Below are 20,631 nucleotides of genomic sequence, written 5' to 3'. Positions count from 1 at the left end.
TTATTATGCCGGTTGTGCAATTGATTTAAGACTTGCGTCAGGTGCGGTAACCGTTTTATACGTGTTATATGCCATAAGGAACATACCGGATAAGAAAATCAACCCACCAAGGAATCGTACAGCGTAAAACGGATAAGACGCTTCAACGGATTCAACAAAACTGTACGTCAACGTACCGTCTGAGTTAACCGCTCTCCACATTAAGCCTTGCATAACACCAGAAATCCACATCGCAACGATATACAACACGGTACCAATAGTCGCTAACCAGAAATGCACATTGATCAAACCAACAGAATACATACGTTCTTGATTAAACAGCTTTGGAACCAAATGGTAGATTGAACCAATTGATACCATAGCAACCCAACCTAAAGCACCAGAGTGTACGTGACCGATAGTCCAGTCTGTGTAGTGGGAAAGGGCATTAACCGACTTGATCGCCATCATTGGACCTTCGAATGTTGACATTCCATAGAAAGACAACGATACGATTAGGAAACGTAAAATTGGGTCATAGCGCAATTTATGCCAAGCACCTGATAGCGTCATGATACCGTTGATCATTCCCCCCCAAGATGGAGCAAATAGTACTAACGACATCACCATACCAAGTGACTGGGTCCAATCTGGTAGCGCTGTATAATGAAGGTGGTGAGGACCAGCCCATATATACAAAGAAACTAACGCCCAAAAGTGAACGATAGACAAACGATAGGAATAAACAGGACGTCCTGCTTGCTTAGGCACAAAATAGTACATCATACCCAAGAAACCCGCAGTAAGAAGAAAACCTACCGCATTGTGTCCGTACCACCACTGAACCATCGCATCTACAGCCCCGCCATAAACCGAGTACGATTTATTCCAGGAAAGGGGAATGGCCATGCTATTTACAATATGCAAGACGGCAACAGTGAGGATAAACGCCCCAAAGAACCAGTTCGCAACATAAATGTGTGACGTTTTTCGTTTCACAAGGGTTCCGAAAAAGACGATTGCATACGCAACCCAAACTAGCGCAATGGCAATATCAATAGGCCATTCGAGTTCGGCGTACTCTTTCGATGTTGTATATCCTAATGGTAATGTGATAGCGGCGGATAAAATTATGGCTTGCCAACCCCAAAACGTAAATGGAACTAAAACACCACCAAACAATCGAGTTTGGCAAGTTCTTTGAACCACATAATATGAGGTAGCAAAAAGGGCACTCGTACCAAATGCGAAAATAACGGCATTGGTATGGAGCGGTCTAAGGTGACTATAGGTCAACCACGGCGTATTAAAATTTAGCTGTGGCCAGACTAATTGTGCTGCGATCAAAACGCCAACTGCCATGCCAACAATACCCCATAGAATGGTTACTAAGGTGAATTGTCGAACAACGGTATAGTTGTAATTCTGTTCAAGCTGCATTTCTTGGCTCATTTGCATGCTTCCGATTCAAGTTAACTACACTTTATATTTACTCAGATACGAGCAAAACAACATTAGAACTAACATTACATTCCACACTTATTGTTTTTGGCGAAATTGTAACCAAAGCGTTAATTCAAGCAATGTCATCTGCGCCTAACTATACTGCAGTTAACAATTTTATGACAGGGAAGTAACCTTACTAAGTATCAGGTTTAGCTTGTTTATTTCAAAACTTTGAACTGAGTTACAAGAGATGAACTTTGAATAATTTGATAAAGACTTAAAAAACACTAAGTTGCTAGTGATATTATTGAGTTGGCTGCACTTTTACACTAGTTTGTATCATATGCCCAAAACAAAAAATAAATTCTATATTTATTATCAAACAATGCTTTCAGCCTGTTATTTGGATGTTAAAATTCAATAAATCGACTTAACATATAATCGGTTATACTATTGAAAAATTTATGTTTAATAGATGATTTAGTTTCTATGAACATTTGCTAAATAACGTATATACTGAATACCATCGATAAACGAGTGATGATTATAGCTATATGCGCTTTGTAACGAGTATATCCAGTGCCATTGACCCTAAGAGTGCGCTCAATGAGCTTCGTTTAACTTTACCTAATCCATCGCCAAATAGTATTGTTTTCTATTATACAGATGAATATTGTCCTGAAACCTTGTGGCAATTGATGACCTCACAGTTTCCGCACGCGTCACTTATTGGCTGTAGCTCAAGCAACGGTGTCATGACTGATAAAGGCTATTTCAATCAAAATGCTATTGCTTTAATTGCAATTTACGATGAAGGGATAAGCAGTTATGGCGCAGCATTATCAAAGTTTGATGACTATTCAACCATAGCTGAAGCAACTGAGCACGCTATCCATGAAGCGCTACATAACGCTGATCGCGAGGGTGAAGTACCAAGTCTCGTTGTTCTTCATTCCACACCTGGAAATGAAGAAGAGATAATTCACACGATCGACACCATATTTGGTACTCGCATTCCTATGATCGGTGGCAGTGCAGCCGATGATAAAATCCAAGGTAAATGGACGATTATGACCCATTCCACGTGGACCAATAAGGGCGTTAGTCTTCAGTTACTTTTTCCTTCTAAGCCCTTAGCAGCCGGAATCAGTGCAGGGTATTCTCCCACAGAATTTGTAGGGAAAATCACCAAAGCAACAGGGCGCACTTTAGAAGAGATTGATCATGAACCCGCCAAAGAAATATATAAAGAGTGGGTGAGTGACCATTCAAACATTCAAATTTCTGACGAATATATATTTGAACATGTGACTCGGTTTCCTATAGGGCGAAAAGCAGGACAATTCGATAATCGACCGTATTATAAATTAACCCATCCAATGCGCATAACTGACAGCGGGGGGTTGGAATTATTTGCACAAGTTGATGAGGGAGAAGATGTAACGCTAATGACTTGCTCTCATGAACAGTTGATACACCGAGCTGCACGAGTGATTAATGAAGCCAATGCGAAAAACTATTCATCTTCTAAGAAATTGGGCGCGATCTCTATATTTTGCGCCGGTGCAATGCTAAGACTCAAAGATGACATGACACAAGTTCACTCTCAAATGGTAGAGCAGCTCGAAGGTGCGCCTTTTATATGCCCCTTTACCTTTGGTGAACAAGGTCGATTTGCCGGAGGCGAAAATGCTCACGGTAACCTAATGATTTCATCAGTAATTTTCTATGACTCGGAATAATTTATGTTGCCAACCGACCAACTTGAACAACTGAACGAAACTCTATTAGAGCTAAAGAGAAGTAAAGAACGCGAAACCAAATTAGCGGAAGAGAACCGCGTTATATTGGCGACGCTTTCCGCTATAAGTCGTGCCGAGAATAAACAGCAAATCTTCGATGAACTTAAAAGAGGGCTGGGTCGGTATATTGATTTTGATGACTTCGTTGTGCTATCGCGAGAAAACATCGAATCGAGTTTTAAAACATACCTTTCTTCAAATGAAATGTTATTTGATAAAATCTGGCCTAACGGTAGAAAATTCCAACGAGTGCTAGGAGGAGAGTGTATTTTACTGTTTGAACCGATGGCACTTGAAGAATTTGATCGTATTCCAAATCGATTAAGTCCAAAAATACATAATGCTCTCTTAACCGGCATAAAAACTCAAACCAGTGAATCGGTTTTATTGCTTTTGGGTAGTAGGAAAGGGCAATTTGATATCAAAACCAAGAAGATTTTACTTCGATTTCGCCCTCTTCTTGAACGAGCAATTAGTGATATTGAACACAAGGAAAAACTTGAAAAGCTGGTTGAATTAAAAACGAATGAACTTGTGGAAGCTCAAGAAGTTGCAGCAAAGGCAAACCAAGCCAAATCAAAGTTTCTGGCGATGATGAGCCATGAATTAAGAACTCCTTTAAATGCTGTTTTAGGGATTACTGAATTGCTTCAGACTGAAACAGGCACGTCACAAAAACAATTATTAGAGAGAATGGAAAACTCAGCTGAATTACTTCATGTAATCATCAGTGACATACTCGACTTTAGCAGAATAGAATCTGGTCATTTTAATCTCCGCCGCCATTGGACGAATCTTCACGATAAGCTTACCTATTCATTTGAATACCATCAAAAGCTCGCGCGTGAAAAAGGTTTAAACTTTCGTGTAAATACGGATATAGAGAAAAACCTGGAATACTTTGTTGATCCTGTAAGGATTCTCCAAATCATCTTCAATTTAGTCGGAAACGCCATTAAATTCACCGAGGCTGGCGAAATAACAATTGATATCTATACGTTAGAAAACGCGTTGATCATCTCAGTTTCTGATACCGGCATTGGCATTGTTGAGTCAGAGTTAGCCCATCTATTTACCCCGTTTATCCAAGCAGATAGTTCGATTACCCGTAATTATGGTGGGACAGGGTTGGGTTTAACAATAACAAAAACCCTGGTTGATTTAATGGGCGGTAAGATCAAAGTCGATACCGAACCAAACAAAGGAACGACGTTTTCAATCACTTTACCGTTAGTCGTAAAGCTTGCGCCTACAACAAATCAAATTAAACCGACACTCTCATCAGATAATGAACCGTTAACTGTAGATTGCAAACATATATTGTTAGTAGAAGACACAACAACAAATCAAATGATAATCAAGTTAATGCTCAGTCGGCTTGGTTACATTGTCACTATTGCAAACAACGGTGTCGAAGCAGTAGATCTAGTTCAAAGGCAGAATGAATTTGATATCGTACTCATGGACATATCGATGCCATGTATGGATGGAATTCAAGCAACAAGGCTAATGCGCCAGAATAATTTCACAAAACCTATCATTGCGTTAACGGCACACACTCTGAACGAAAATAGACAAGCATGTCTCGACGCTGGTATGGATGATATGATCATCAAGCCAATCAAGAGCACTTCCATTCAGAAAATACTGAGCAAATATATTTAGCGACTCGCGATAAGTGTCAATTTTTGTATAGCAACAAACTCTGAATGTAAGTTTGTGTATAGGCCTACCTCGAACTGTGGAATAAACACAATGAAAGCGTAATACTAAGTGCTCGTTTAAAGTAGGGTACATTCCATGACAAATAAACATTCGATTAATGCACTTTTAATATGCAGCGTTTTCATTGCCAATAAGGTTAATGCAGAACAGCTTACTGCGACCATTGTTGGTTCTGGTTCACCTATCTTTAATGAAAATCGCTCCAGCGCTAGTGTGCTCATTTCAAATGGAAACACTAATATCCTGGTGGATATGGGAAATGGTACTCAAGCTAATTTAAACACCCTCGGTCTTAAAGCTAGAGATTTGGATAGTCTAGTCTTTACCCATCACCACTTAGATCACAATGAAGAATTCGCTCCTATCTTAATCGGTTCTTTACTCGGCAAAGAAGACATCAGTATCGTTGGCCCACCAAACACCAAGAAATTTACCGAAACATACCTAGATTTATATGAGGAAGATATCTCGTATCGCTTAGGAAAAACACAAAGAACATTAGAAGCTCGTAAGAAAGCCTTCACGGTCAAAGATATTGAGGGTGGGGAATCATTTAAAATCGATGACATCAATGTATCGACTATCGAAGTGCCTCACACCATTCATACGATTGCGTATCGGTTTGATTACGAAGGTCAATCTATAGTCATTACCGGTGATCTCACCTATTCTGATTCGTTACCAACCCTTGCAAAAAATGCCGACTATATGATCATCGACTCGGGTGGAATGATCATGTCGCAAAATGGACTGAATAACCGCAAGAAGAAAAAATCAGGGAATAACAATAGCGTAAAAAATTCAGACAGAAAGACAAAGAAGAATGGTAAACACAAAGCGCACTTAGATTTAGATGATTCCAGCACACTTGCTGCACAGTCCGAAGTAAAAAACCTAGTCTATACACACTTTCTCCCAGGTAATATTGACATAGATGCCAGCCTCAAAGAGATTCAAAAAAACTACAAGGGCAATGTGATATTTGGTGAAGATTTAATGCTGCTTAGCACTGTTATAAATAGCAGCAATTCAGCCACGACAGAACAAATCAACCAATACTCTATTGTCGACACTGGTCAAGTTATCGCATATAGCAATGACTCGGAAATTGCTACTCCAACAACAAGTGACGATTTCTATGGTCAAGATGCCAACTACACCATCAATCAACCGTCATATACCAATAATCAAGATGGCACAATAATCGATAACGTGACAGGGTTAATGTGGCAGCAAGGTTTGACTGAAAAGTTAACGTATGACGAAGCGATAGAAAAAGTAAAAACCTTCAACCTTGCCGGGTATACAGATTGGCGCATCGCGAACATCAAAGAACTCTATTCATTAATTCAATTCTCTGGTTCCGTAAAAGGCGAAAGAGCACTCACACCTTTTATTGATACCAACTATTTTACTCAACCGTTAGGAAATGAAGCGGCAGGTGAACGTGAGATTGATGCTCAAGTGTGGACAAGTACTGAATATGTCGGCAAGACAATGAGGAATGATGACACTATATTTGGCGTTAACTTTGTCGATGGTCGAATAAAGGGTTACCCAAAATACAACCCTAGAACTCAAGATGCCAACAAAATGTACTTCCGATTTGTTAGAGATAATGAAACCTACGGTCAGAACAACTTTTCTGATATCGGCGATGGAAGTATTGCAGATACGGCAACGGGATTGATATGGCAACAAACAGATAGCTCTAAAGGATTACAGTGGGAAGAAGCTCTACAATATTGTGAAAATCTCGACCTAAGTGGCAATAGTGATTGGCGATTACCCAACGCAAAAGAGCTCCAGAGTATTGTCGATTATTCACGTTCACCAGAAACGTCAAATTCAGCAGCAATTAATCCAATCTTTCAAATATCATCAATAACCAACGAAGGCGGAGAAAAAGATTACCCGTATTTTTGGACTTCAACGACACACCTTGATGGGCCAACCCCTGAAGGCTCGGCTGTTTACGTTAGTTTTGGTAAGGCACTCGGTAAAATGCGCGAAACAATAATGGACGTGCATGGCGCTGGATCACAACGTAGCGACCCGAAAATAGGCGAGGCAATGTCTAGAGGTCCGCAAGGCGATATGATCAGAGTCGAAAACTACGTTCGCTGTGTTTCTGGCGGAGTGCTAGATTCGAATCCGGCTCAGAAAAACACATTCACATATAAGAATTCTGACAGTCATTCACTTAAAACAAATACTAATCAAACTACTGTAGGTGAAAACACAAAACGCGCTGAGCGAAAAAGTAAACAAAAAACAGTAAACCGATTCGTACAACGTTTAGACAAAAATGGAGATGGCAAAGTCTCAAGCACCGAGTTTAAAGGAAAAGAAGCTCAATTTAATCATTTAGATAAAAACGGCGATGGTTATATTGGCCTCGAAGAAGCCCCAACAGGACCACCAAATAAAAAGAAACAGTAACTTCTAATACAAGATCCAATATAAGCCCACGCAATAGTGGGCTTATTCATAAGCTCAAGGTAAAACGGTAATAATCAAACGATACAAGAATATAAACCGAGTAAGGAGGAAGTAGTGATTAAATAAGTTTAATCGATATTATATTTAACATAATATACATAATGCGCATTTAAATATAATAATTAATGAGCGCGATACTTAACATTGCGTTACGTGAAATTTGGTCACTTTTGAGGAGTTTATACCTCATATTAAAAAAGCCCACAAAATTGTAGGCTCTATCTATAAACCACTTTCTCAGCCAGCCGTATGGAAAAATACGATTAAAGACCTTGAACGTACTGAGCATTAGTACGAACCTTAACCATTTGCTCTAAGTTCTGCTGTGAACCTTCAACGCCATTAATCAAGCCTTGGAAATGTTTGATTAACTCAACCTTATCTTGTACTTCCTTCGAGCCAGCACCGATGTTGGTTAGGTCGATAAAGAACTCGTCGAATAAATCAGAGAAATCCGTTACCGCGTCATGGTTTAGGAACTGTTCGTGATTATAAATGCTAGGATAGCCACCCTTTTGCTTATCAACTGCAAAAGAAATCCCCTTCACGTTAGTAATCGTGGTCGCTTTCTCACATTTCAACATACAACCAGCTTCGATGCTTGGTTTATTACAGCCAACGGTTCTTTGGAAAAAGCACTGACGGCTGGTCATCATCAAAATTGGGTGGTAAATGCTGTAGAACAACTTGAAGTTTTCTGGGCGGTTGATATGACGAATTTGACCTTTATTGATCTCGTTCGAAATGAACGCACCAGCACAGTTAAGCTCTTCTTTAAGAGTAACAAGTGCATGCGAGTTGGTCGTATTCATAAATGGACCTGCTACCCACTCAATACCCATTTCGTAAGCCTTGTAAGCAATCCCAGTGTTGTTGGTCACAATACGAGCAGGTTTAACCTCTTCTAGAACCCGAACCGCCTCATCGTAATCTTTCCCAATCAATACCGCAGGGAACCAAGGAATCAGGCGCGGATTTTCCGCCAAGATGTCGATGTACTTATTACTGCGCTTCTTAAAGCTTTCTGGTAACTTAAAGTAAACGTCGGCGTCCGTGACATCACACAGGTGTAGATCATCAACGTCTGCAATCAGCATAGATAATGTTGGTGTAACATTCACTTTAGGGTGCTTCGGTAATGCAGGTACTTCGACGTGCTTAATGACTTCTACAGAGCCGTTAAGAATGAAGTCAATTTCACCTTTTAGAACAGACACTTCTTTTAGAGGAAGAATCAGACCAGCATCTAGATCGTCGAAGTTGCAATTTTCTAGCGTATGCACAGCGCTCTTAAGTGACTTGAAACGTTTTTCTAGCAACTCTTGAGTAATCGATGTTTCAGCCGCTGCTTCTAACAGAGACTTAGACTGAACCTCAAAGTTTTCTTTGTCTGATGTGACCGTCACTGTCAAGGCTTGGCCTAATTTAGCCTTGAACGAAAGTGATACCCCGATTTTACGGATATCTAGGTACGCAATCTTCTCACGCATTTCACTACCCAGCGCGTTTTTCGCTTCGTAAAGATCGCTGGTCACTTCTTGAATTTGTACCACTGAGATTTCATTGTTTTCTTTCTTCGCTTCATCAACGGCATAATTCAAACTGTTGTCGCGAGGATTATCAATAAACATGTCTTTCGTCAGGTTGCCCTTTAGGAAAGAGTTAGTGAAATCACGGTTGAATACTTTGTGCAGGTTCGAATCATCTTCAATAAGCAAACCACGTTCCACATAGCTATCAATCTGTTTGCGCCACGTATCTATCACGGTGTAAACGTAGTGTGCGCCTTTAATGCGACCTTCAACTTTTAACGAGTCAACTTGAGCGTCAACCAGTTCAGGTAAGTCGTAATATGCAGAGTTATCTTTCAGATTCAGTGGAAACTTATTGCCGGCTTCGGTGATCTCGTATTCGTCGCGACACGCTTGGCTACAACGACCACGGTTACCGGAGTTACCGACACTTACAGAACTTGAATAACATTGACCTGAGAATGCGATGCACAAAGCGCCATGCACAAACACTTCAGTCAGTACGTCTTGATCGTGTGCTACTTTCGTCAGCATTTTGATTTCAGGTAGATTTAATTCACGAGATAAGTTGACGCGTGTTGCCCCAATCTTAGATAAGAACTTAATCTGACCTTCGTTGTGCGTGGTCAACTGCGTAGACGCGTGAATATCGAGCGATGGGAAATGCTTCTTAACCAAATCGAACAAACCAAGATCTTGCACAATAATGCCGTCTAGCTTGGTGTTCACCAGTTGGTTAAGCAGTTTGGTGATGCTTTTAATTTCGTGCTCCAGTAGCACAACGTTAAGAGTCAGAAACACTTCACAACCATATTCATGAGCGAGTCGAATAACGCCATTCAATTCATCTAACGACAAGTTAGAGGCTCTGTTACGAGCATTGAAGGTGTCTAAACCACAATAAACTGCATTAGCGCCTGCTACGATAGCTGCTTTAATTGCTTCAACATCGCCACCTGGGGCTAATAATTCAATCTTTCTGCTCATTTTTGAAGTCGCTCACTTACTTATAATTTTTAAGCCGCGTATTCTACCTACATCACGATATCTTTACCACCTAACAACACTTTTATAACTAAATGATCTCTCTCATGCCAAACAAATACGATTTACCAATCCTTTATTCTTTAAGGCGCTGCCCTTACGCGATGCGTGGAAGAATGGGGATCGCCCTAGCTAAGAAAACAGTGTTACTTAGAGAAATTGTCACTAAAGACAAACCTAGTGAGTTATTGGACAGCTCGCCTAAAGGAACGGTTCCGGTTCTTGTTCTTCCGAAAGGCGGCATTATTGAACAAAGCTTAGATATCATGATTTGGGCGCTTCAACAGAACGATCCTCAAAATCTTCTGCGGTCAGATGATCCCGTCTTAAGCGAGTTGATCCATCAGCTAATTAACACTCACGACAACGAGTTTATTGGCCACTTAGAGAAATACCGTGCTTCAGTGCGTTACCGAAATGATGATAGTGAACGACGCAGACACAATTGCGAAAAATTCATATCTGAGCTCGAACACAAACTCACCCTTCACACCTACCTGTTTGGCGACACACCGAGCCTAGCCGACTTTGCCGTTATGCCTTTCGTAAGTCAGTTTGTACGAGTCGAGAAGAAATGGTTTGTTCAATCGGAATATCAAAACGTAGGACGCTGGTTAAGAGCGCACTTAGACAGCCAACTTTACGGGCAAGTCATGAAACAATACCCTTTGTGGAACGACGGTAAACAAGAATGTCTTTTTGGGTAACACCATCTAATTAAATTGAGAACAAGTAAAAATTGGCGGTAAATAAACAACTTAACCTTTGCGTTTGTTGGAGTTGTTTGGACCGGTTGGATTTGAATATGGATAGATATTACGAATTCGTTGCTGGATATTATCAGGGATTTGGTTACTGAAGATTAAACGATGTGAACCTTTATGCTTGACGACTTTAATAGACCCTGTCACGTTTGACCGAGCCGAGATATCTTTTACATCGTTGAGAAAACCCGCTGGAATATTGCCAGACTGTTTTTCTAATTTGCCTTGTTTGAAATCAAGCTTGAACAACGAGCGATTAAACATAAAAAACGCTACAACAAGCAGTATTCCAATGACGATTATAATTATCATCTTTTCTTACTCGGATAAGAGCTTACTTAAATCTTGTTTAAGTGTACTGACTTTACGATTTACTTTTTCCGTACGTGAAGCCTCTGAAACCAGATATTCAATCGTATCGGATAAAGTACAACCCAAATCATTCGCTTTAAGAGATAATTTTTCCCATACACGATAATCAAGATCAATCGATTTTTTACGAGTATGAATCTGTTCCGCATTATAATGGCGTTTACGTTTAGCGCGAATTGCCTGCTTCAGCTTATTGTCAATCTCGGCAGACATATGCTTCTCGATCCACTCCAGAACCAATGTAGGCTCACTTTCGATATTCGCAAGCTCTGTGAGTGCAGCCTCAATTTCGCTCTTATCTACATACCGCGTAACTTGCTCACCAGCTTTCCAACGGTTTGTTAGATATTGCCATTTCCAGCCACATTCTAAATTTTCTAACTGTTGATATTTCATTATATTTCATTCGTCTAAGCAATTATCAGGGTGACAGCGTAACCCAGAGAATGATGAAGTTCAAACAATTGATTTAAAAATTCGACAATGATCATTGAAATCAAACAGAACTATATACCTTGTCACTTTTTCTATATACTCAATCTCCTTAATTTCTCAACTAATGTGTTCAATGAATCAAGATATTTGGCGTCACGTTTCTCCGCTATTTTCGCAGTACGCTCAACAGATCGAGCAATACCCCACCCTTGAACCTTCTGATTTTTTCGCCTGTCAGCCAAGGTTGATTGCGGCGCTAGAACGTCTGTGCAATGCCCAAGGCTTATCTCGTTCACTTATTATTAATGCGCCTGATAACGCGATTTATCGTGAATTGATCATTAAACAACTCGAAACACTCAGTAACAGCCCCGTTGTTTCCAGTGAAAATCTCGCATCAACAGAACCCTTTACTCAAATACAAGTGGTAAATGGAGAGATTATCAAAGAGTTTCCTGGGCTTCTCGATAAAGCAAACGGTGGCTATTTAGTGATATCGCCTAGCTGGCTGCTGGCAAACCCGAAAATGTGGCCGTTACTTAAAGCAGCATTATTAGCACAGCCGATTCAAGCTATAAATTGTGATGGCAAATCACCCGCGCTCAACAACGTAGCCAAGTCCTACGATGTAAAATTAGTGATAGTTGGTGATCGAGAACAGTTAGCGAACCTTGAATATCTAGATAATGACTTTACATCTGGATTCAGTCTATTTAGCGAACTCGAACTTGAGCTTAAACTAGAAGAACATTCAGTGTTCGATTATTTGCGCTACCTAAAATGGTTCTGCCAACATTACAAATTTCCAGAGCTGACCTCTACTGGTATCAATACTTTAATGTCATATGGTGTTCGGAATACTGAAGATCAACAATATGTTCCTTTATGTTTATTTTGGCTGCACCAAACACTAGAGGAAGCTGCTGCGCTAAGTAATGGGAGTACTCTTGATCACCACGCAATACAAACGTCGATAGACAATAAATACTATCGAGAGAGTTACCTTCCAGAACGTGCGTCAACCGACATACTCGATGGCCAAGTTGTTATTGAAACCAGTGGTAAACAAGTTGGTCAAGTCAATGGATTAACGGTTATCGATATTGCAGGACATCCCATTTCCTATGGTGAGCCCGCACGAATCTCCTGTGTGATCCATTTTGGTGATGGCGATATCACGGATGTGGAACGAAAAGCAGAATTAGGCGGCAATTTACACGCAAAAGGTATGATGATTATGCAGGCTTTTGTTAGTAGTGCTCTTGATCTAAACGAACCACTGCCCTACGCTGCTTCTATTGTTTTCGAGCAATCTTACAGTGAAGTGGATGGCGACAGCGCTTCGCTTGCGGAAGTCACGTCACTGGTTAGTGCGCTTTCAGGAATAGAAGTAAAGCAGGAAATAGCAGTCACTGGCGCTGTTGACCAATCAGGCCGAGTCCAAGCTGTTGGTGGATTGAACGAAAAAATTGAAGGCTTTTATAAAGTATGTTTGCATCAAGGTTTGACTGGACAACAAGGTGTGGTGTTACCAAAAAGTAACTTACGTAATCTCGCTCTTCACCATTCAGTTGTCGAAAGCATCAAATCTGGAATGTTTCACATATACCCTGTAGAAACCGTGGATGAAGCGATTCCATTACTTATGGAACAACCGTTTAGAGGTGAAAACAGCGTTATTGATAAAATAGCAGAGCGAATTGATGAAATTGAGCGCAATCATGCACCTCTCACAATGTGGCAAAAACTGAAATCTATCTTTTTTTCTTACTGATCGGAGTTGTTTAGCGTACACGTGTTCACTAACATGCACGCTAACAGAATGGAGTAATAATAAATGCAAAATAAAAGAGAATCCTACAATCGTGATGACCTATTAGCGTCTAGTCGCGGAGAATTATTTGGTCCTGGTTACCCACAACTCCCTGCTCCAAATATGTTAATGATGGACCGCATCACTAAAATGTCGGATTCAGAAGGCGAATTTGGTAAAGGTGTCATTCTAGCAGAGCTTGATATCACTCCAGACTTATGGTTTTTTGACTGTCATTTCCCTGGTGACCCTGTCATGCCGGGATGTCTTGGACTTGATGCTATGTGGCAGCTCGTCGGCTTTTTCTTAGGCTGGAATGGCGGTAAAGGTAAAGGCCGTGCTCTCGGTGTTGGCGAAGTTAAGTTCACGGGTCAAATATTACCTACCGCGAAAAAAGTCACCTACGAAATCCATATTAAGCGCTTAGTTAACCGTCGCTTAGTTATGGGACTTGCTGATGGGCGTGTACTCGTTGATGGCAAAGAAATATATGTAGCAAAAGATCTTAAAGTTGGTCTCTTCCAAGACACTTCTTCGTTCTAAGCAAGAATTTAAAATTAGCGACTCACTAGAGTCGTTAATTTTTCATCAAAATAGTTAGTTATAGTGCGTTAGAGCATAATAATAAAGCCCCAATTTATGGGGCTTTGCGTATGTGGATAGAGAGTTATTTGTAGACACCGGAGGTACGATCCTCACGCGCTTCACGCCAGCCTCCCATCCAATAGGATCTTGGTTCCATTTGTTGATAGGGACAATCATCGGATGAACGTCCATTCAAACCAGCTTTGTATCCCTGAGACTGAGCTCGTTCAAGGCGATCACGCTTCTGTCTCTTCATAATTAAGTCCTCATACCGTATCTTAGTTAAGTGAAACTGTGACATCAATGTGGCGATTTTATGACCACATGGTTAAGAGTCGCTCAATAAAGCAGCAGACTCAAGTTAGATTTCACACGATAACGATTTTCGTGAGGTTCGATCAGAATTTACAAAATAGTCCTTTTCGGCGACCAAATAGCATCAGACTTAGCAAACCAATAATGCCAACCCCTAACGAACCACCACTACGAGAAGAAGTCGCTGATTCATATCCACGCTCCTCAATATCACCACTTGTTGCTCCAACAATTGGAATTAACTTAACAGCTACAGTCGTTTCATCACCTGTACCATCTCCACACATCGCATCATGAGTCGTATCATCATACTCACCGTCAACGCACTTAATTGCCGTTGCTGCAATTGCACCTGCATCATTAATATCGTTTGCTGATAGAATGCGATACTGGTTGTTAGCAGATGAATATACGCCACCATTAGTGAGATCATCAATCAACCAACCTTGATCATCAAAAATGCTCATCCTCGAATTATCAGTTCCCGTTCCATCATATGGATAAATAAATCCGCGTTTACGTCGAGGCTTACCGCTATTTTCTCGTGTGTCTTCAGTATCAATTTGACCAACAATTTCATTGTAATTATTGATCGCCATATTTTGACCACCGGCTTCAGAAAAAGTAAGTTTATTCGCAAAGTAGATCGCCGTCGGATCGGAATCACTCACATCAGCAATAACAAACGGTCGATTTGGTGCGGCACCATCAGCGGGTACACCCCCTGCTCGTTTTGCCTCACCAATAGCAACTAAGTTGTCATTAACGGAATTTAATACCGTATTACTATAGGTGTAGTCACCGCTAATTCGAACTCTTGCATTATCTATATTATTTGATGTCCAATTATCAGAGTTAGCGTAGTCGGCTTCATTGACGGTGAATATTGTCGCATTCATATTGTTATATGAATCATTCCAGGTATTGAAACCCACACCATAAATCACACCACCGACAATAACAAAATCTCGAATACTACCTTGAGCTAGCTTATCACTGACATCTTCATCATCACTGGGCCAATCAATAGCGACAACGTCTGTGCCACTCTTCCATATTGCAGCTTTAGACGAATAATAATCCCCATAGTCATTTTCATAATCATAGGAGACACTTCCGACTGTGTAGATGCCATCTGTTTTCCAAGCGCGAGATTTATCGAAGTATTCGCCGCTATCATCCTTCTCATCAGTACCAAAAGTAACGGGTGACTCCGCCGTTACCGAGGCACGTTCATCACCTAGTGAACTGATAATGCCGACAACATCTCCACCACTGGTAACCTGGTTAATCACGCTATTATTGCTTTCGTCAATGGTTAACGAGCCATCAGATAAAAATGCGACAGAGTTGACGGTATTATTACCATCAAGTTCTTTGGTCCATTGTTCCCAATGCACGTCACCCCACGGCTCACATGTAGAATACAACAACTGAGCGTCACAATAATTTTCGAAATCGGAGGATGTTTGAACATATGAAAATGAATTATCCATAGCGAACGGCGCTTCTTCACGATAACTTACGCCATCAACAGGTGAACCTGCAATAGTCCCCGTGGCGCGAGTTTCTCCACCTAGAACAAAGTTCTCACACGACACACCACCAACACTACTCGAATCAAAGCAACTGCCGGCACTCGAATCTTGAATCGCTGTACCAGTGGTAATCTCATAATCTGCCGAAATTCCAGAAGGTGTCACTTCGATAATCTGATACAAAGCAGCATTAACATTAAATGCCGCAAAAATTGAGAGTGAAATAGGCGTTAGCTTTAACATCTTATTCGTCATTATTTATTCCGTTTCTTGCTGTAGCGCTTCAAGTTCTTCCCAACGTGCGAAAGTCGTCTCGAGCTTAGCTTCTAAATTGGTCAATGTATCCAAAACAGGTTTGGTAACTTCCACGCCTTTTGCGAAAAAGTCAGGGTCATTTAATTGTTGTTGTAGCTGGTCAATATCAGTCTCTAACTGTTCAAGTTGTTCTGGCAGTTCTTCCAACTCGCGCTGCAGTTTATATGATAATTTTTTCGTTTTCTTTGCTGTCGGTTTTGCTTTTGGTAACGCTTCGGTCACGTTTTCTTTTTTTACAACATCCGCATAAATTTCATTTCGATTAGCCTGAATTTGAGAGCGTTGTCGTTGAGCATCATGATAGCCGCCGACATATTCATCGATAATGCCATTACCTTCAAAAATCCAGCTTGTAGTAACAGTGTTATCAACAAATTCTCGGTCATGACTAACTAAGAGCAAAGTACCTTGATAGTTGGCAAGTAAATCCTCTAAAAGTTCCAAAGTTTCGATATCTAAATCGTTAGTTGGCTCATCAAGAATTAACAAGTTATTAGACTTAAGGAAGATTCGAGCTAACAGCAGGCGGTTTTTCTCACCTCCGGACAAGGCTTTAACCGGTGTTCTTGCCCGTTTGGGCGCAAACAAGAAATCTTGGAGATAGCTAAGTGCATGACGTTGACGCCCACCTACTGTAACTTCTTGTTTGCCATCGGCAAGATTATCAATCACACTTTTTTCTGTATCAAGAAGTTCTCGGTATTGGTCAAAATAGGCAACTTCTAGTTTAGTACCACAATGAAGCTTACCTGAGTCTGGCTCAAGCTTCCCGAGCAGCAGCTTAAGCATGGTACTCTTGCCGCAACCATTAGGTCCGATCAACGCAATGCGATCACCACGTTGAATATTAAAGGTAAAGTTTTTAACCAGAGCCTCACCATCGTAAGCAAACGAGATATTCTCAGCCTCGAATACAATTTTTCCTGAACGTGCGGAATCATCCACAGCAATGTTGACTTTACCTTGCACTTCACGGCGTTGACTGCGCTCTTGGCGTAATTTTTTTAATGCACGTACACGGCCTTCATTCCGCGTACGGCGAGCTTTGATTCCTTGTCGTATCCACACTTCTTCTTGTGCAAGCTTTTTATCAAACTCGGCGTTTTGAAGTTCTTCAACACGCAGAAGTTCCTCTTTGCCCAACAAGTAACCTTCATAATCACCGGGAAAAGAATTTAGTTTACCGCGATCAAGATCGACGATGCGCGTTGCCATCGACTTAATGAACGTTCGGTCGTGCGAAATAAAAATAATCGAGCCCTTAAAGTCTTTTAAGAAGCTTTCTAACCACTCGATTGCGGCCACATCGAGGTGGTTGGTCGGTTCATCAAGTAGTAGAACATCGGGATCGCACACCAATGCTCGAGCGAGTGCCGCCTTACGTTGCCAACCGCCGGACAAATCAGATAAAAGCATCGCGCCATCAAGATTAAGTGACAGCATCACATTTTTAACTCGATCATCAAACCGCCATGCATCAGCGTGATCGAGTTGCTCTTGTACTCGAGCCAAACGATTCAAATTCGACTCCGAAGGATCTTTCTCAACGAGATCTAACAAGTCTTGATACTGTTTTAGTAACTTCCCTACTTCAGCTAATCCACCAGCAACAAAATCATATACCGTGCCTAATTCATCTCTCGGAGGATCTTGCTCTAGGCGCGAAACAACAACATCTTGCGTTACGACCATACGGCCATCATCAAGAACAATATCGCGAGCAATAATTTTCATTAGCGTTGATTTACCGGCACCATTTCTACCAACTAAACATACGCGTTCATTTTCTTGCAGTGTGAACTCACAGTGATCTAACAAAGGGTGATCACCAAAAGCCAATAAACCATTATGAATCGTAATTAACGCCATTATTATTTAACCAAATTTGTAGTTGTTCGAGGGTAAATGGCCAGTTGAGCTCGCTTTCAGCGTATCTGACTACGGGAATTGTGACCCCGTAACGAGAAAATAACTCGTCATCGTATGCAATATCAACGGTTTGAAACTGACAATTTAATTGAGATAACAAACTTTCAGCTTCATGACACAAATGACACCCTTCTGTTGAAAATAAAATTAACTGTGGGGTGCTATTGCGCATTGTGCTCTATCACCCAACAATTATGTATGTGCTTATTCCTTTCAAAGTCCATTGGGATCGTTTGATTGGATATATTGGTCGCTTTCAATCCCATTTCCGACAGCTTTTCAAAGTCCATTTTGAAATGGCGTTTATTGTTTGAAAAGACAATCGTTCCATCTTTACGTAGCAGGCGTTTTAGATTTTCAAACAATTGAATATGATCACGTTGCACATCAAATGTTTGCGTCATACGCTTTGAATTTGAAAACGTCGGAGGATCAATAAAAATCAAATCATAGTCATCGTTCGTGTGTTCCAACCATTGCAAGCAATCAGTTTGCTCAAACCGATGTTGTTTTCCTGACTGACCATTGAGTGACATGTTCTGCTTTGCCCACTCGATATATGTTTTCGACATATCAACAGTTGTGGTCGATTTTGCTCCACCACAGGCGGCGTGGACAGTTGCTGAGCCGGTGTAAGCAAAGAGGTTGAGGAAATCTTTATTATTCGCCATTTGACCAAGCTTTCGGCGTATTGGGCGATGATCTAGAAATAAGCCAGTATCGAGGTAATCGTAGAGATTTACGATTAACTTAACCCCGTACTCTTGAATTTCTATTGTGCTTGATTGGCTTGCCAACTTTTCATATTGGGATTTACCTTTCTGCTTTTCACGGACTTTAAGTACCGTATGTGCCGCATCCACTCCAGTTACCTGAATAGTTGCAGTAATCAAATCGGTTAAGCGACGCTTACTTTTATCAATAGAAATCGTTTTCGGTGCTGCGTATTCTTGAATTACGATAAAATCTTTATAAACATCAATGGCTGCATTGTAGTCTGGTAGGTCTGCGTCATAGATGCGATAAGCGTCAACTTGTTCTTTCTTGACCCACTTATTCAACTTACTGATGTTTTTCTTCAAGCGGTTAGTAAAATCTGGAGCGATGACGTACTGTTCTTCAGCAGCATTAGGACGCGGTCTATCCGATATCGAATAACTCTTTAGGTGACACTGTAGCGCACCATTGCTTAATTTATAATGTTTCTCAGCTCTCATACGTATACAGCTGAGTAATTCATCAGAACTAGAGAAGATGGTTGCCGTCCAGCCGCCAAATTCGGTTTTCATTTGAACACCAAACGCAGTATACAATGCAATTAAGCCAGGTTCCGTTCCCAAACGCTCACCATATGGTGGGTTACAAACAATAACACCAGCCTTCTCGTTCGCTGGACAGCGCATCTCAGCCGCATCTTGTTGAGCAAACTGAATAACGTCTCCTAATCCTGCACGTCGTGCATTAGATTGTGCTGTAGCCAAAACTCGAGGGTCATTGTCATAACCATAAAAATGCGCTTCTAAGTTCTTAATACCACGCTTAGCCTTCACACTGGCTTCTGCATGTATTCTTGACCACGCTACATGATCATAGTCTTGAAGTGAGGTGAAGCTCCAAGATGAACGTTTTAATCCAGCAGCAACGTCGGCGGCCATCATCGCAGCTTCAATAACAAGTGTCCCTGAACCACACATAGGATCGACGAACGCTTGTTTCTTATCCCAGCCACTGCGAATAATCAGTGCTGCTGCTAATGTTTCTCTAAGAGGAGCTGCACCACTTTGTGTGCGGTAACCACGAGCATGTAAGCTTCCACCTACCACATCAATACCTAATAAAGCCTTATCACGGTGTAGACGAACATGAACCCTAAGATCAGGAAGATCCTTACTGATCGATGGACGTGGTAGATTCTTTTTAGTGAACTGATCAACGATGGCATCTTTTACTTTCATCGCACCATATTGGCTGTTACGTATCGCGTTATTAGTGCCGTTAAAGTCCACCACGATCTTTTTATCACTGTGAAACTGGCTTTCCCAGTTAACCGAGCTCGCCGCGAGGTAGATATCTAAATCACTATCACAGGTAAATTCACTTAACACTCGGACATAGCGGCTAGCAAGTCGGCTCCATAAACAAACTCGATACATTAACTCGTTCGACGCTTTGAATCTCACCCCTGCTTGAACCGCTTTTGGGTTTTCTACCCCCAGTTGTTCAAGCTCGTCTGCAAGAAGGTTTTCAAGACCGTTGGAAGTTACCGCTAAATACTGGTGCATAATGCTCTTTTAAGTGAATAAAGTGACGCGCGATTATACCTGAGATTCCAACAAATTTGTAAATCAAAGCCAATATTTTCACTTCGGAACGGTTAATTACGTTTCTCTTATGTTTTCTCACTCTTCGTTCAATCGTAAATCTATTAATTTTAGACACCTTACGTATTTAATAGCCTCAAGCGTAAGTGAGTATTTATTCACTTATAAATTGGTCTATACCAGGAGGGTAATTTAACGGTAATTTAGTTACAAA

General features: G+C 41.0%; 15 protein-coding genes. 6 read left to right on the top strand and 9 right to left on the bottom strand.

Features of this window, described 5'->3' with window-relative positions; translation table 11 throughout:
• Nucleotides 1–3: 3 nt before the first annotated feature.
• A complete protein-coding gene (gene ccoN, locus ACXJY6_RS08490) occupies nucleotides 4–1,431 on the bottom strand; it encodes a cytochrome-c oxidase, cbb3-type subunit I (RefSeq protein WP_456049710.1) in 1,428 nt (475 codons plus the stop codon).
• Between the two features lie 548 nt (nucleotides 1,432–1,979).
• On the opposite strand from ccoN, the gene ACXJY6_RS08485 reads away from it, so the two are divergent.
• The 3 genes from ACXJY6_RS08485 to ACXJY6_RS08475 all read left to right on the top strand — a co-directional run bounded on the left by ACXJY6_RS08485 (nucleotide 1,980) and on the right by ACXJY6_RS08475 (nucleotide 7,394).
• A complete protein-coding gene (locus ACXJY6_RS08485) occupies nucleotides 1,980–3,167 on the top strand; it encodes an FIST signal transduction protein (RefSeq protein WP_458768055.1) in 1,188 nt (395 codons plus the stop codon).
• Nucleotides 3,168–3,173: 6 nt separating this feature from the next.
• Nucleotides 3,174–4,892, top strand: a complete 1,719-nt coding sequence (locus ACXJY6_RS08480) for an ATP-binding protein (protein ID WP_458768090.1) — start codon at nucleotides 3,174–3,176, stop codon at nucleotides 4,890–4,892.
• Nucleotides 4,893–5,027: 135 nt separating this feature from the next.
• The gene (locus ACXJY6_RS08475; RefSeq protein WP_458768054.1) at nucleotides 5,028–7,394 is read left to right on the top strand and encodes an Lcl domain-containing protein; all 2,367 of its coding nucleotides are present in this window, start codon (nucleotides 5,028–5,030) and stop codon (nucleotides 7,392–7,394) included.
• A gap of 323 nt (nucleotides 7,395–7,717) precedes the next feature.
• On the opposite strand, the gene ACXJY6_RS08470 is transcribed toward ACXJY6_RS08475, so the two are convergent.
• Nucleotides 7,718–9,973, bottom strand: a complete 2,256-nt coding sequence (locus ACXJY6_RS08470) for a peptidase U32 family protein (protein ID WP_458768053.1) — start codon at nucleotides 9,971–9,973, stop codon at nucleotides 7,718–7,720.
• A 104-nt stretch (nucleotides 9,974–10,077) separates the two neighbouring features.
• Here ACXJY6_RS08470 and ACXJY6_RS08465 point away from each other — a divergent pair, with 104 nt between their 5' ends.
• On the top strand, nucleotides 10,078–10,737 hold the full coding sequence (locus ACXJY6_RS08465) for a glutathione S-transferase (protein WP_456049705.1): 660 nt from the start codon (nucleotides 10,078–10,080) through the stop codon (nucleotides 10,735–10,737).
• A gap of 51 nt (nucleotides 10,738–10,788) precedes the next feature.
• On the opposite strand, the gene ACXJY6_RS08460 is transcribed toward ACXJY6_RS08465, so the two are convergent.
• On the bottom strand, nucleotides 10,789–11,106 hold the full coding sequence (locus ACXJY6_RS08460; protein ID WP_458768052.1) for a DUF3634 family protein: 318 nt from the start codon (nucleotides 11,104–11,106) through the stop codon (nucleotides 10,789–10,791).
• Nucleotides 11,107–11,112: 6 nt separating this feature from the next.
• Nucleotides 11,113–11,562: a macrodomain Ter protein MatP gene (gene matP, locus ACXJY6_RS08455; RefSeq protein ID WP_456049703.1), complete on the bottom strand. Its 450-nt coding sequence runs from the start codon at nucleotides 11,560–11,562 to the stop codon at nucleotides 11,113–11,115.
• Between the two features lie 172 nt (nucleotides 11,563–11,734).
• Here matP and ACXJY6_RS08450 point away from each other — a divergent pair, with 172 nt between their 5' ends.
• Nucleotides 11,735–13,375: a S16 family serine protease gene (locus ACXJY6_RS08450; RefSeq protein ID WP_458768051.1), complete on the top strand. Its 1,641-nt coding sequence runs from the start codon at nucleotides 11,735–11,737 to the stop codon at nucleotides 13,373–13,375.
• Nucleotides 13,376–13,438: 63 nt separating this feature from the next.
• Entirely contained in the window at nucleotides 13,439–13,957 is a 519-nt protein-coding gene (gene fabA / locus ACXJY6_RS08445) for a bifunctional 3-hydroxydecanoyl-ACP dehydratase/trans-2-decenoyl-ACP isomerase (RefSeq protein WP_456049701.1), read from the top strand.
• A gap of 124 nt (nucleotides 13,958–14,081) precedes the next feature.
• Here the strand turns inward: fabA and rmf are convergent, their stop codons facing one another.
• The 5 genes from rmf to rlmKL form a co-directional block, all read right to left on the bottom strand.
• Nucleotides 14,082–14,255, bottom strand: coding sequence for a ribosome modulation factor (gene rmf / locus ACXJY6_RS08440; RefSeq protein ID WP_456049700.1), 174 nt, complete (start codon nucleotides 14,253–14,255; stop codon nucleotides 14,082–14,084).
• A gap of 142 nt (nucleotides 14,256–14,397) precedes the next feature.
• Complete coding sequence (locus tag ACXJY6_RS08435; RefSeq protein ID WP_458768050.1) at nucleotides 14,398–16,107, bottom strand: DUF3466 family protein; 1,710 nt, start codon at nucleotides 16,105–16,107, stop codon at nucleotides 14,398–14,400.
• Between the two features lie 3 nt (nucleotides 16,108–16,110).
• A complete protein-coding gene (locus ACXJY6_RS08430; protein WP_458768049.1) occupies nucleotides 16,111–18,036 on the bottom strand; it encodes an ABC transporter ATP-binding protein in 1,926 nt (641 codons plus the stop codon).
• Nucleotides 18,014–18,268: a glutaredoxin family protein gene (locus tag ACXJY6_RS08425; RefSeq protein WP_456049697.1), complete on the bottom strand. Its 255-nt coding sequence runs from the start codon at nucleotides 18,266–18,268 to the stop codon at nucleotides 18,014–18,016. The genes ACXJY6_RS08430 and ACXJY6_RS08425 overlap by 23 nt, the downstream gene beginning before the upstream one ends.
• Nucleotides 18,258–20,378, bottom strand: coding sequence for a bifunctional 23S rRNA (guanine(2069)-N(7))-methyltransferase RlmK/23S rRNA (guanine(2445)-N(2))-methyltransferase RlmL (rlmKL, locus tag ACXJY6_RS08420; RefSeq protein ID WP_458768048.1), 2,121 nt, complete (start codon nucleotides 20,376–20,378; stop codon nucleotides 18,258–18,260). The genes ACXJY6_RS08425 and rlmKL overlap by 11 nt, the downstream gene beginning before the upstream one ends.
• Between the last annotated feature and the right edge of the window lie 253 nt (nucleotides 20,379–20,631).

Source organism: Vibrio phycocola (assembly GCF_054404255.1).
Note: the sequence above shows the minus strand (reverse complement) of the source record. Positions and strands in the feature narration are given on the sequence as shown.